Origin of the sequence: Streptomyces sp. JJ66 (assembly GCF_019303495.1) — a bacterium.
Taxonomy (GTDB): Bacteria; Actinomycetota; Actinomycetes; order Streptomycetales; family Streptomycetaceae; genus Streptomyces.
The window spans coordinates 45,412-58,037 of sequence record NZ_JAEVFI010000024.1 but is presented as its reverse complement, the minus strand read 5'-3'; the positions used below and the strand labels follow the sequence as shown (position 1 = coordinate 58,037).

Genomic DNA, 12,626 nt, shown 5'->3' with positions numbered 1-12,626 from the left:
TCGAGGAGCTTCGCCACGTCACGGGCACCCCGTCACCCGAACCGGTCACGATGAGATCCGCTCAATCACCGCGTCGAATCCGCCGCGCTCCATTACGTCCGGAACGGCGAGAATCCAGTGCAGCGGCTTCCATCGCTTGTAGTCCGTTGCGACTGTCGGCGTGAGCCCCGCCTCCAGAATGCCGTCAAGCATCGTCCGGTCTGACTCCTCGCCTCCTGCCGGGTATGCTTTCTCTACTGCGATGCGCAGATCCTCATACGCGGCCTTCAACTGCTTCCCGGGCTTTCCGCCCCACCGCAGCCCGGCCGCGATCACCCCGTCCGCGACGTCGGCGAGCTGAGCCGTCAGCTCCTGGTACCGGCGGAACTGCCGCCGCTTGGTGGCGGCCGAGCGCTGTGGGTCGTTGTCGTCGACCTCGGTGGCGAGCTGGCGGCGCAGACGGCTGGCCTGGTCCAGGATGTCGTCCACGTCGAGCGCGAAGAGGCTCAGCCTGTCGTCGGCCGTGGCGGGGTCGATGTGGAGGCGGCGCAGCTGATCGGCGTCGGTCAGGCCGAGCAAGGCGTTGCCGTGGAGCACCTTGTCGTCGACGAAGGAGAACGGGAGCTTCGGGTCCAGCGACACCAGCCAGAGCGACAGCTTGCACATCTCCACGGCCATGCCGTTGATGTCGGCGCCGTACAGGCAGGTCGCGACCACGGTCCTTATCGCGTGGACGTGCAGGTCGTGCGGTGTGCGTCCGTACGCCACGCCCTCGCGCTGCCATGCCTCGATGAGCCGGTCGGCGAGGTAGCGGGCCGCGGCGACGAGGAAGGCGCCCGAGCCGCAGGCGATGTCGGCGATGCGCAGGTCGAGGATCTGGTCGGAGTCGATGGGCCGCCACGCGTCCTGGTCTGCGGTCTGGTGTGGTCCGGGCGAATAGACGAGAGGTTCCAGCGCGTACCGGACGACTTCCTCGGCGAGTGAGCGGGGCGTGTAATGCGCGCCCGCCGAGGCGCGCGAGGGGGTCTCCACCAGCAGAACGCCGCCGGGCTCGACAACGAGCGGCCGGATGCGCAGATCGCGGCGGATGATTCCGATGAACGGGCGCAGACGGTTGCGTAGTTCGGGGTCGTCGGTGACGTCGCGCAGGGCGATCTCGGTGTCATCCAGTGTCTCGCCCGCCTTCAGTGCCTTGGTGAGGGCGGCCTTGCTGGATGGCTTCGCGGCCGGCTGGTGCTGCTTGATCCAGGCGAGGATCGCGTCGGCCAGCGCGGTCTCGGTGTGCTTGGCCTGGCTGAGTTCTTCTAGGGTGGCGAGGGGGATCTCGGGTTCGGATCCCGCGCTGCCGGTCAGGCCAACGATGATCTCTTCGGCGGGTTCGCAGGAGTAGCCGAGTAGGCCCTCATAGATGTAGCCGATCTGTTCGACGTCGATGTCGCGGAAGGAGATCCGTCGTGCTCCGCCGGGCAGCTGGGCGATCTGGACGGCGCGCAGGACTTCGAGCATGACGCGGTCGCTGGCCGTGATGGCCAGGGTGTCCTGGGAGTCGCAGGCGGTGAGGAAGGGGAAGCGGGCCGGGTCGAAGAGGGAGCCGCCGTACTCGGGCAGGCGCAGGTCCTCGAAGCTCGCGCCCCGGTACAGGGCCTGGGAGGTGGCCAGGAGCCGGTGCCAGGTCAGGAACGTTGCGTCGAGGGCCTGTTCGCCTTCCTCCTTCTCGCGCGCATCGAGGAGGTCGAGTTCGTCGCTGATGCCGTAGCCCATGGCGAAGAGGCGGCTTTGGGGCAGTAGTCCGCGTTCTTCGGCGAAGAGGAGGAAGACGACGCGCATCATGACGGTGACGGCGGCCTCGTAGACCTCGCCCCTCGCCGCCGGCAGCGGGTCGGGCTCGCCGCGTCGCTGTGCGTCTAGGGCGCCTTCGGACAGGGCCTGGACGATGAGTTCGACGGCGCGGCGGACCTGGGTGCCGAGCGCTTCGGTGATCTTCTCGGCGGCGGTGACGGACTCGCCGAAGAGTTCCGTCAGCCGGTCCTGCTGTTTGCCGCCGACCAGGCGGCGGCGCTGGAGGAGCTCGATGAAGGCGTTGCGGGTCTGGGGCTCTTCGATCCAGGTCTGGGCGTCGACGATGCCGGAGGCGACCATGGTCTGCGGGCGAGCGCTCACGATCCCCCACCAGCGGCCGTCGGTGACGACACCGATGGGGACGCCACAGGCGCGCAGCAGCTCCTCCATGCGGTCGATGGGGCTGGCCGCCCAGCCGTCGGTGAGGGGGTCGCGCAGGGAGTCCGTGGGATCGGTGATCAGGACGAGGGCGCCGGTGGTCTCGCCGTGAACGAGGGCGCCGTCGGCGCGCACGGTGACGGCGTAGTCGGGTGAGCGGATCTCGGCGGCGGCCGGGGCGGGCACGGTGTAGGAGGCGCCCCAGCGCAGGCCCTGGCGCAGGACGACGTCGACCCAGGTGTCGCGGGCCTCGCGGTACAGGTCGAGGGCGGCTTCGTCGCCCGGGTGCTCGTCCCAGTTCTCCCATGCCTTCTCGAAGGCGGGCTTGGCGTCCTTGATGGCGTCGAGCGCGCGGGAGTCGGGCTGGGGGATGCCCTGGGGGTAGACGCGCTCCAGGGCGGGGACGGCGAGGAAGGGGCCGTCGGTGTCGACGAGTTCGAGCCAGGCGCGGTGCAGGCCGGCGGCAGTCGGGGGGTAGCGGCGGCTCATGCCTTGACCATTCCGTTCTTCGCGTCTTCGGGGGTGAGGGCGAACACGACCGCGGCGGCGGATACGTAAGGCCGGATGTCGCTGTAACGCTCCTGGATCGAGGCGATCTCGCGCGCCTCCTCGTCGTCCAGGCTGTCGAGGCGCTCGTTCATGTGGTGCAGGTCCCGGCGGCGCTGCTTTTGCTGGTCGTCGGTGAACAGCAGCTCTTCCTCGGCTCGGATGGCCTGCTCCAGGCGGTCACGGGACTCGCGCAGGTTGAGGCGGAAGGCGCCGAAGATCTCGTGGGCGCGCTGAACGTCGGCGTCCCGGCGCTGGCTGAGAGCCTCGGTGACCTTCTCCTGGCGGCTGGTGCTCTTACGTTCCATCGCGGTCAGCAGGCGGGTGCGCAGCCGGGAGCCATCGTCATTCCACTGCTCCGCGAGGTGAGCACGTACCTTCTCGTCGGCGAGGAGCAGATCGGCGGAGTCGAGGGTCTCGTCGAGGACCTGCTCGACCTTGGACTCGGCGAGGGCCTGACCGCGCAGCCGGACGCCGGTGAGGAACACCTCCTCGTGCAGCCGCAGCCCGCCGCGTCCGACCAGGACGAGCCGGGAGACGGCGGCAACGCAGGACTCGGGCAGGCCGGGCGCGACGACGGCGGTGACCCGGTTGACCTGGGAGTCCGTGCTGAACAGCGCGGAGCGCAGGATGCGGGTGGCGCGCTGCATGAGGGCGTGCCCGAGGTGGATGTGGACCAGGTCGGTGCGGTGCTGCGCGGCCTGGTCGTCGAAGGTGATGGGACGCGGGACGCCCGGCTCCAGGCGGGTGTCCAGGCCGCGCAGGGCCGACTGCCAGGACCGGCCGAGGTTCGGGATCTCGAAGACCTGTGCCTCGGTGCGGTCGTCGCCGATCTCGACGAGCGGGGGCTGAGACGTCAGGGTGAGCGCGGTGTCCACCACTCGGCGGGCGTTGGCGGGCGTGAGGTGCATCGCGGCCTTGCTCTCGCGGTACGTCTCGGAGAGCTTGGTGAGCCGACGGTTCAGTTCCATTCCGCCGGCCAGGACGCGAGTGATCACCTCGTTGCCGTCGTCCGGCGGGGTCAGCCGGGCCTTGCGCGTCGTGCGGGTGGGGACGAAGTGCTCCTGCACCTCGGCATCGATGACCTGGTTGACCTTGCCGAGGTCCTCGGTAGCCTGTCCGACCTTGGTCGCGATGATCCCCATGAATCGCATGTCCGCGTCGTACGTCGTGGAGCCGGAGACCGGGACGAAGTGGAAGATCTCCGGATGATTCGTCTGCCCGTAGCGGTCGATCCGGCCGATGCGCTGCTCCAGGCGGGACGGGTTGAAGGGGATGTCGAAGTTGACCAGGCGGTGGCAGTGGGTCTGCAGGTCGATGCCCTCGCCGGCGGAGTCGGTGGCGAGCAGGACGCGGACCGGGTGCTTGTCCGGACTCTCGGTGAACCGGGCGCGGATCTTCTCGCGCTCCTCGGTCGGGGTCGAGCCCTGGATGACCTCCAGTACGTCGTCGTACCCGCGCTGGCGCAGGACGCGTTCGATCCATTCCAGGGTGGCCGCGTACTCCGTGAACACCACGACCCGCTCGTTCTGCCAATGCTTGCCGTCTGGGCGGCAGACCGCGTTGAGGTACGTCAGCAGCTCTTCCAGCCGGGAGTCCGGCTTGTACTCATACCGACGCCCCCACTCGACCAGCGAGGCGATCTCGCTGCTGGTGGCCGCGACCAGGGGGTCCGAGCCCTTGGAGTGGCGCAGTGCGGTGAACTCGGGATGCTCGGCCGCGCCCTCCTCCTCGTCCGACTGGCCGCTGCCCAGCACTTCCGTGTAGTACTCGTCCTCGTCGTCCACCCGAAGCTGACGGTCACCGCCGTCCGCGCCCTCGTACAACTCGAGAGTGCGGGCGAACGACCACGGGCTGGACAGGAAACGCTTCTTCAGCAGCATCGCCACGATGTCGCCGCCCGAACCCTTGCCGTTCGCCCGGGCACTGTCCGCCAGCAGCCGCTCCAGCCGTGCGAACTGCTGCTGCTCCTCTTCCGACGGCGTGAACGGAAGGGTTTTAAGCTCTCGGGTCTTGAACCCCTTGTCCGGCAGATCGGTCTTCAGCCACCGCACCATCACCTCCTTCAGCGCCTGCTCGTCGATGCTCGCGCCACGGGTGAACCGGCGGCCGTCGATCATCTCCAACAGGGCGGTGAACGACTCCGAATAGCCGTTATGCGGCGTCGCACTCAAGAACAGCCGGTGCTCGCACGCCTCCGCGAGCCGCATCGTCGCCGTCGTCCGCTTGCTGTCGACCGCGTAGCCGCGCTGCCCCGGTGCCGTCGTCGGGCTGGCCGGCGCCACATGGTGCGCCTCATCGACCACCAGCACATCGAACGCGTACCGCCTGGCCGTGCCCGAGCTGCGCACATCGGCCAGCACGTCGCGCAACAGGCGCTGCGCCCGCAGCGACGGCAGCCACGCCATGCTCACGATCACGCGCGGGAAGAGGCGGAACGGATTGGCGTTCAGCCCGTGGCTCCGCCGCACCTTGGCCATCAGCTCGCTGTTGACGATGACGAAGTCCAGGCCGAACTTCTCCCGCATCTCGTCCTGCCACTTCAGCGACAGGCTCGGCGGGCACACGATCACCACGGACCGTGCTCGGTGCCGCAGTAGCAACTCCTGCACGACGAGCCCGGCCTCGATGGTCTTGCCCAAGCCGACATCGTCCGCGAGCAACAGGTTCGTCCGCGACGACTGCAACGCCCGGCTCAGCGGCACGAGCTGGTACGCCTCTACGTTCGCGCCGCTGCGGAAAGGCGCCTGGTACGAGTCAGCGTCCGCCGAGGTGACCGCACCCCAGCGGACCGCGTCCACGAACGCGGCGAGTGTGTTTGGATCGTCGAACGCCTCCGCCCGAACGGTCTCCGGCAGCCCCTGGTTCGGGGCGACGGTGTGCCCGACCTCCAGCTCCCAGACCACCGTCAGCTCCTGCCCGAGCCGGTCCTCGTCCAAAGCCTGCAGCGTGACCACATGGGAGAGCCCCGGCGCACCCTCGTCGGCCGGGCTGCGGGGAAGACCCTGCCTCTGGATGTCGGACACGGCCCAGGTAGAGCCCCGCACCTTGACGACCTGCCCAGGCTCCGGGACCGGGGGGAGGGCCGTCACACTGGCGGTACTGCTCACCGATTCCTGCTGGTGCTCCGTAACGGTTTCCACCTGGGCCGACTCCCTCGCCAACGACGTCATTGCCGGAGCGTGACCCTGCTGCGCCGACCTGCTCCGGGCCGAATGAGGTCACGTGGCACCAGTATCTCTGACGCAAGACGCTGCCCGATCAAGAGTTCCGGGACCCTCAACGGTGCTGCTAGAAGCGCATGTACTCGGGCGCTGTCAGGGGCTCCCCATAGCGTGGTACCTGTCCGATCCGACAAAGAGTGGAGCAGGAACGTTCGATCGCGACGTGAGCCACCCCTGCGCTGTCGCCAGCTATGACGCTGAGGGCGTGGGCGCGGCCATCGACTGGTGCTGTGAGCACATGGAGGACGGTGACACGCTCACCGTGTGGACCAGCCTCGAGTCCAACCTGCAGAACTGCTCGGAGTTGGAACAGCTCGTCTCCCGACACTCCAACGTTGAGCACGTCACCGGCAGGGGCGGGGGGTTCATCCGCGGAAACGGTCCGGTGCTCATGGCCTGGCCGGACATGGCAGACATCGGGAAGCTGGTGCACTACGGCGGCCACCGCATCCGGGCACTGTGTGTCATCGCCTGGAACGAAGACGAGATCGGGCCGTGGGTGACAGCTGTGAGACCGTCGATCCTTGGCGACGGTTCGGCGTGGGAAGAGCTGACGCCAGAACTCGGCATGCTGTTGCTGGAGGCCGCACGCCAGGCCGCCCTGGCCACCGCGTCTCCCCGGCCGGTGTGCGTCACCGGTATGGACTCCGACTTCGTGAAGTACGCCGAGATGGACGCCCCCTGCTGGCTGGAAGCCGAGCCGATGGCGGAGCCCGGGCGGGTCCGGGTCGGCGCGCACCAGCACAACCGGGAGATCTTCTCGGCCGTGGTCACGCTGACCGCACCGCCCGCCCACCCCTCCCGCACCGCCTGACGTGCCCGCCCGACCGGTCGGGGCCCGGCGCTCGGGTCGGGCTACCCCGCGGACAGGTCTGTCCCCACGGACGGGACCGGTCCGGCAGGCGGGTGAGCGGCGGCCCGCAGCGCGTCCAGCAGCCCCCGCAGCGCGGGCTGTTCGAGTGCGGTCTCCCGCACAACCGCCGAGATGACCCGGAGCGGCTCGGGGTTGCGGACCGGGCGCACGACGACACCCGGATGCCGGTTGCGCAGCCCCAGCCTCGGCATCAGGCCGACTCCAAGCCCGGCCGCGACGAACCCCTGAGCGGTGGCATAGTCCTCGCTCCGGATCGCGAAGTCCGGGCTGAAGCCCGCTGCCGCGCAGGAGTCGATCACCGGCTCCAGGCACGGGCCGGGCGGCTCACTGCCGACCCACTGTTCACCGGAGAGTTCGTGCAGATCGACGACCTCTTTGGCGGCAAGCACGTGTCCGGGCGGCAGGACGGCGTCGTACGGATCGTCGAGGAGGTGGACGACCCGGAAGCCGGGACCGGCACGGTCCCGCGCCTGCACGGCGACGGCCACGTCGGTCCGGCCCGGCGCCACGTCGTGGAACGGCACGTCCGCGTCGTTGAGTTCGAGGTCGATACGGACGCCCGGATGCTCCCCCCGGACCTTGGCCAGGGCGGGCGCCACCAGCGTGGAACCCGCCGTGGCGAAGTAGCGGACCGCCAGACGGCCGGTCCGCCCGGCCCGGAGATCGGCGAGCGCCGTCTCGGCCTGCGAGACCGCCGCACCGATCAGGGCGGCGTGCTCGGTCAGCAGCAGCCCCGCGGCCGTGGGGCGCACCCCCCGGCCGGCCCGTTCGAGCAAGGGGGTGCCTGCCTGTTTCTCCAGCGCCGCAACCTGCTGGCTGACTGCCGAAGGTGTGTAACCGAGGTGGGCCGCGGCGGCGGTGACCGTGCCACTCGTGACCACCGCGCGCAGGACTTGCAGGCGCCTCACATCAAGCATGTAGCACAGCTTAACAAAATAAGTAGAATCATTCGCTTGCTCGTAGGTCTCGGCTGAGGCACCTTCGAAGGGCGGGCACCGCCCCGCACCACCCCGTGACGACCTGTGACGGCCGACCGTCCGCGCGAGGCCGGACGAACCCGATGGAGGACGCATCGTGAACAGCAGCGCACAGAGTCTGTGGGGCGGCTTGCGGGTGGCCGTGCTCGCCCTGCTCTGGGGTTCCACGTTCCTCTGGATCGAGCTGGCGCTGAGGGGACTCTCACCGCTCCAGGTCACCTTCGCCCGGTGCGCGCTGGGAGCCCTCGTCCTCGTGGTCGCCTGCTACGCGACGGGGCACCGGTTGCCCCGGGCCGGTGCTGTGTGGCGGCACATAGCGGTGGCGGCGTTCTTCTGCAACGCCCTCCCCTTCGCGCTGTTCAGCCTCGGTCAGCAGACCGTCGACTCCGGTCTCGCGGGCGTCCTCAACGCGACGACACCCCTCTGGTCGATCGCCCTCGGTCTGGCCCTCGGTTCGGAGCGGGGAATCCACCGGGTGCGGGTGGCCGGTCTGCTGCTCGGCTTCGCGGGCACCATCGTCATCTTCGCCCCCTGGCAGACCACCGGCGGCGCCAGCTGGGGCGCCCTCGCCATCCTCGGCGCGGCCGCCAGTTACGCCGTCGCGTTCACCTACATGGGCCGCACGCTGGTCCGTAAGGGGACCCCGACCATCTCGCTCTCCGCAGCCCAACTCCTCGCCGCGACCGGACTGACCGCCTCCGCGATGCCCGTCGGCGGGCTGGAGCGGATCGACCCAGCCTTACGGTGGTGACGGCCGCCGTCGCCCTCAGCATCCTCTGCACCGCGATCACCTTCCATCTCACCTACCGGATCATCAACGACGAGGGGGCTACCAACGCCGCCGTGGTCGGCTATCTGCTGCCCGTCGTCTCCGTGCTGCTCGGCACTGTCGTCCTCGGCGAGGATCTTGGTATGCGCGTGGTCCTGGGCATGGCCGTCGTCCTGTGGGGGGTGGGGATGACACGGCGGCCGGCTGCGGCGAACGTCGGGAAGCCGACACGCGGGGAAGCGGTCTCCGGGGAGCTGGCCGCTGGTGAACCCGGCCACGCGGGCGGCGCGGCGGTCTCCGGGGTTCCGGCGGGTGCCGCCCCCGCCACAGTGGCCACAATCCCGCCGGAGGAAGCCCGCTGAGCGCCCGAGCCTGGCAGCCCCGTCGAGGGTGTGCCATCGGTGACCGACGGGAGCCTCTGGTGCAACGGACATGGCCGTGGCAGGCCCGTCCCGCCAGGGGCTTCACACTGTCCAGCCCGGGCCGTCCGGCCCGATCAGCCCGGGCACCTGCCGGTCAGCCCGCTTCACCGAGGTGATCTCGCTGAGAAAACCTCAGCAGTCGAGTCCCTTCACAACACCGGACTGATGCTCAGCCAGGCCGATTTGCTGCGCAACTATCCCTTCATGTGCCTGCCGACCCGTGGCAAGCAGGTGTACGAGACGCACTGGCTGCCGCTGCAGAGCAGTTTGAGCAATGACGAGCTTGAGCAGTCGGGCCGGGGAGCACCTTCGCCCGCCGGGGCACGCCTCACGGGGCGGGGAGGGCGTCCGCCAGTGTGAAGCAGACGGCGGTGCCGCCGAAGGGGCTGGGGGCGGTGTCCCAGGAGTCGGCGAGGGCGCTGACCAGGAGCAGGCCCCGGCCGTGCGGCTGGTCGGGACGTGGGTGGCGTAACCGCACGGCCTGCGGCGGCGGCCCGGGGTTGTGGACGCACACGCGCAACGCCGTGCCCTCGCGGTGCCATTCGACGCGGATGCGGTCCTCGGTGCCCACGTCGCCGTGCAGCAGGGCGTTGGTGACCAGCTCCGACAGGAGCAGCACGCAGTCGTCCAGCGAGCGGGCCAGGGGGTAGGGAGCGATGAGTTTGCGGAACCAGCGGCGTGCGGTAGACACCGAATCCGCCCGTGGGTGGAGCGTCATCGTCCCGAGCTGTTCTCCGAGCGGTTGACTGACCTCGTCCATCGCGACCACTCCCTCGACTCACGGAGAGGTACGCCTGGTGCGGATGGTGCGTTCAGCTTCGTCACGGGTGCGTGATAATGAAGCCTATGACGGCGAGCGACGACCGGCCGCAGATGCTGCCGGAGCAGTTCGAGGAGTTCGCGCGCCGTGCCGCCCACCCGGTCGAAGGGCTCCGGCTGGAGTTCCTGGGGGGAAAGCCGCGCGTCAAGGCAGGGCCTGACGGTGACCACGGCAGAGCCCTCCAGTGGCTCACGCGGGTGTGCATGCAGGCGCGCCCCGAGCTGTGGCTGCATGACCAGGGGTTGAAGGTGCAGGCGTACCGGGCGGGGCGTGCCCGGCCCGACGGGGCGCTGGCGGACAGCGAGGCGTTCGTCGGGGCGGGGGAGTGGGCGGAGCCCGAGCCTGTGCTCATGGCCGTGGAGGTCACCTCGTACGACGCGGACACCGATCGCCGGGACCGGGCGGACAAGCCCCGGGCTTACGCGGAGTCGGGCATCCCGGTGTATCTGCTCATCGACCGCGCCAGCTGCGAGGTGACCGTGTACGCGCGGCCCGACGGCGTCCGGTACGAGCACGCGCACACCGTGCCGTTCGGCAGGAAGGTGGAGCTGCCGAGCCCGGTCGGGATCACCCTGGAGACGGAGCCGCTGAAGAACTGGGTGCGCTGACGGGCACCGCAGCCCGGCGGGTCAGCGCCCGCGGTGCTTGAGGGTGGCCTTCTGCGTCTTGCCGTGGTTCTTCGCGCGGCCGCCCCACGCGGTGTCCCGCATCGCCTGCCGGGCGCGCTGCTCGGCGGCGGTGTTGCGGGAGTGTTCCCGGTCGGTGAAGCCGCGTTCACCGTGGGGCTGGCGGTTGTGGTGTTTGGACATGGCGGGCCCCTCCTCGTCGTCCCTCCACTGTCCCCCGGGTGGCGGAATCCGGCATCTCGGACGCCGCTGCCCCGGGCGCTCGAATCCGCGCACCCCGGCGCCGTACGATCCGCTCATGGCGAGCAACGGGCGGGGCGGCGGCCGGCGAGACGGCCAGTGGTACCCCGCGTCCTGGCCGGAGCGGATCAGGGCGCACCAGCGCGGCGAGCTGACGCCGGTGACGCCGAAGCCCGCGGCCACGGTGATGCTGCTGCGGGACGACAGCGCGGACGGCGAGCGCGGCCCCCGGGGCGCGGACGGCGAGCGCGGGTCCCGGGGCGCGGATGGCGCGCGCGGCCCCCGCGTGCACATGCTGCGGCGGCGGACGTCGATGGCCTTCGCGGGCGGCGCCTACGCCTACCCCGGTGGCGGTGTGGACCCGCGCGACGAGGCCGAGGTGCGCTGGGCCGGACCAGCGCGCGCGGTGTGGGGCGAGCGGCTGGGCGTGGGCCCGGCCGAAGCGCAGGCCATCGTCTGCGCGGCCGTGCGGGAGACGTTCGAGGAGGCGGGCGTGCTGCTCGCGGGCCCGGACGCGGTCACCGTCGTCGCCGACACCACGGGCGCCCAGTGGGAGGCCGACCGGCGCGCGCTGGTGGACCGCGAGCTGTCCTTCGCCGACTTCCTCGCCCGCCGTGACCTCGTGCTGCGCAGCGACCTGCTCGGTGCGTGGGCCCGCTGGATCACCCCGGAGTTCGAGGAGCGCCGCTACGACACCTGGTTCTTCGTCGCCGCCCTGCCCTCTGGCCAGCGCACCCGCAACGCCTCCAGTGAGGCGGACCGCGCGGTGTGGATCGCTCCGGCGGAGGCCGCCGCGCGTTACGACCGTGGCGAGCTGACGATGATGCCGCCCACCATCGCCACCCTGCGCGACCTCACCACGCTGCGCCGCGCCGACGAGGCGCTGGCCCGCGCCGCCGACCGCGACCTGACGCCCGTGCTGGCCCGCGCCACACTGGACGGAGACGAGATCGTGCTCAGCTGGCCGGGGCACGACGAGTTCGAGAAGAGGATCTTCCGGGTATGACGAACGCCGCCCAGCTTCCCGGCCAGCCGCGCGGAGCCGTCGCCAGTGGCCCCGCCACGGCACGGGCCACCTGTGTGCTCGCGCCGAACGCGTCACCGATGACGCTGGACGGCACGAACACCTGGATCGTCGCCGAACCGGACGCGGACGTGGCCGTCGTCATCGACCCCGGTCCGCTGGAGGAGGGACACCTGCGGGCGGTCGTCGAGGCCGCCGAGCGCCAGGGCCAGCGGGTGGGGCTGACGCTGCTGACCCACGGCCATCCCGACCACGCCGAGGGCGCCGCCCGCCTCGCCGAGCTGACCGGCTCGCCGGTGCGCGCACTGGACCCGGCGCTGCGGCTCGGCACCGAAGGGCTCGCTCCGGGCGACGTCGTCACCACCGGCGGGCTGGAGCTGCGCGTGGTCGCCACGCCCGGCCACACCCACGACTCGCTCAGCTTCCACCTGCCCGCCGACGCCGCCGTGCTCACCGGCGACACCGTGCTCGGGCGCGGCACGACCGTCGTCGCCCACCCCGACGGGCGGCTCGGCGACTACCTGGACACGCTGCGCCGCCTGCGCTCCCTCACCGTGGACGACGGGGTCAGCACGGTGCTGCCCGGGCACGGCCCCGTACTGGCCGACGCCCAGGGCGCCATCGACTACTACCTGGTGCACCGTGCGAAGCGGCTGGCGCAGGTGGAGACGGCGGTCGAGAACGGCTACCGCACACCTGGGCAGGTCGTGGCGCACGTCTATGCCGATGTGGACCGCAGCCTGTGGCCCGCCGCCGAACTCTCCGTCCGTGCCCAGCTGGAGTACCTGACCGACCACGGTCTGATCTGACGCGGGAACCGCCGGAACCGCCGGGACCGCAAGAACCGCCGGAACCGCAGCCGCCAGGCCCGCCAGGCTCTCACCGGCGCAATCCCGGCCCCAGCGCGA

At 70.6% G+C, this 12,626-nt stretch carries 9 protein-coding genes and 1 pseudogene; 5 read left to right on the top strand and 5 right to left on the bottom strand.

Going from position 1 to position 12,626, the window contains the following annotated elements; translation table 11 throughout:
* Positions 1–45: 45 nt before the first annotated feature.
* Positions 46–2,685 carry a DNA methyltransferase gene (locus JJV70_RS17230; RefSeq protein ID WP_219048890.1) on the bottom strand — a complete coding sequence of 880 codons (2,640 nt, stop codon included), beginning with the start codon at positions 2,683–2,685 and terminating at the stop codon, positions 46–48.
* Positions 2,682–5,915, bottom strand: a complete 3,234-nt coding sequence (gene drmD / locus JJV70_RS17225; RefSeq protein WP_257574103.1) for a DISARM system SNF2-like helicase DrmD — start codon at positions 5,913–5,915, stop codon at positions 2,682–2,684. Before drmD ends, JJV70_RS17230 begins: the two co-directional genes overlap by 4 nt.
* A 214-nt stretch (positions 5,916–6,129) precedes the next feature.
* Here drmD and JJV70_RS23285 point away from each other — a divergent pair, with 214 nt between their 5' ends.
* The gene (locus JJV70_RS23285; protein WP_308294867.1) at positions 6,130–6,780 is read left to right on the top strand and encodes an AfsA-related hotdog domain-containing protein; all 651 of its coding nucleotides are present in this window, start codon (positions 6,130–6,132) and stop codon (positions 6,778–6,780) included.
* A gap of 41 nt (positions 6,781–6,821) precedes the next feature.
* Here the strand turns inward: JJV70_RS23285 and JJV70_RS17215 are convergent, their stop codons facing one another.
* Entirely contained in the window at positions 6,822–7,757 is a 936-nt protein-coding gene (locus JJV70_RS17215) for a LysR family transcriptional regulator (RefSeq protein WP_219048888.1), read from the bottom strand.
* A gap of 196 nt (positions 7,758–7,953) precedes the next feature.
* On the opposite strand from JJV70_RS17215, the pseudogene JJV70_RS17210 reads away from it, so the two are divergent.
* Positions 7,954–8,948 (top strand): annotated as a pseudogene (locus JJV70_RS17210) (DMT family transporter).
* 388 nt (positions 8,949–9,336) lie between these two features.
* Here the strand turns inward: JJV70_RS17210 and JJV70_RS17205 are convergent.
* Entirely contained in the window at positions 9,337–9,768 is a 432-nt protein-coding gene (locus tag JJV70_RS17205; protein WP_219048887.1) for an ATP-binding protein, read from the bottom strand.
* A gap of 86 nt (positions 9,769–9,854) precedes the next feature.
* Between JJV70_RS17205 and JJV70_RS17200 the strand changes: the two genes are divergently transcribed.
* The gene (locus JJV70_RS17200) at positions 9,855–10,436 is read left to right on the top strand and encodes a Uma2 family endonuclease (RefSeq protein WP_219048886.1); all 582 of its coding nucleotides are present in this window, start codon (positions 9,855–9,857) and stop codon (positions 10,434–10,436) included.
* A gap of 21 nt (positions 10,437–10,457) precedes the next feature.
* Here JJV70_RS17200 and JJV70_RS17195 read toward each other — a convergent pair whose 3' ends face one another.
* Positions 10,458–10,637: a hypothetical protein gene (locus JJV70_RS17195; RefSeq protein ID WP_219048885.1), complete on the bottom strand. Its 180-nt coding sequence runs from the start codon at positions 10,635–10,637 to the stop codon at positions 10,458–10,460.
* 115 nt (positions 10,638–10,752) lie between these two features.
* On the opposite strand from JJV70_RS17195, the gene JJV70_RS17190 reads away from it, so the two are divergent.
* Both JJV70_RS17190 and JJV70_RS17185 read left to right on the top strand, forming a co-directional pair.
* Positions 10,753–11,700, top strand: a complete 948-nt coding sequence (locus JJV70_RS17190) for a collagen-like protein (protein WP_219048884.1) — start codon at positions 10,753–10,755, stop codon at positions 11,698–11,700.
* On the top strand, positions 11,697–12,527 hold the full coding sequence (locus tag JJV70_RS17185; RefSeq protein WP_219048883.1) for an MBL fold metallo-hydrolase: 831 nt from the start codon (positions 11,697–11,699) through the stop codon (positions 12,525–12,527). Before JJV70_RS17190 ends, JJV70_RS17185 begins: the two co-directional genes overlap by 4 nt.
* Positions 12,528–12,626 lie beyond the last annotated feature (99 nt).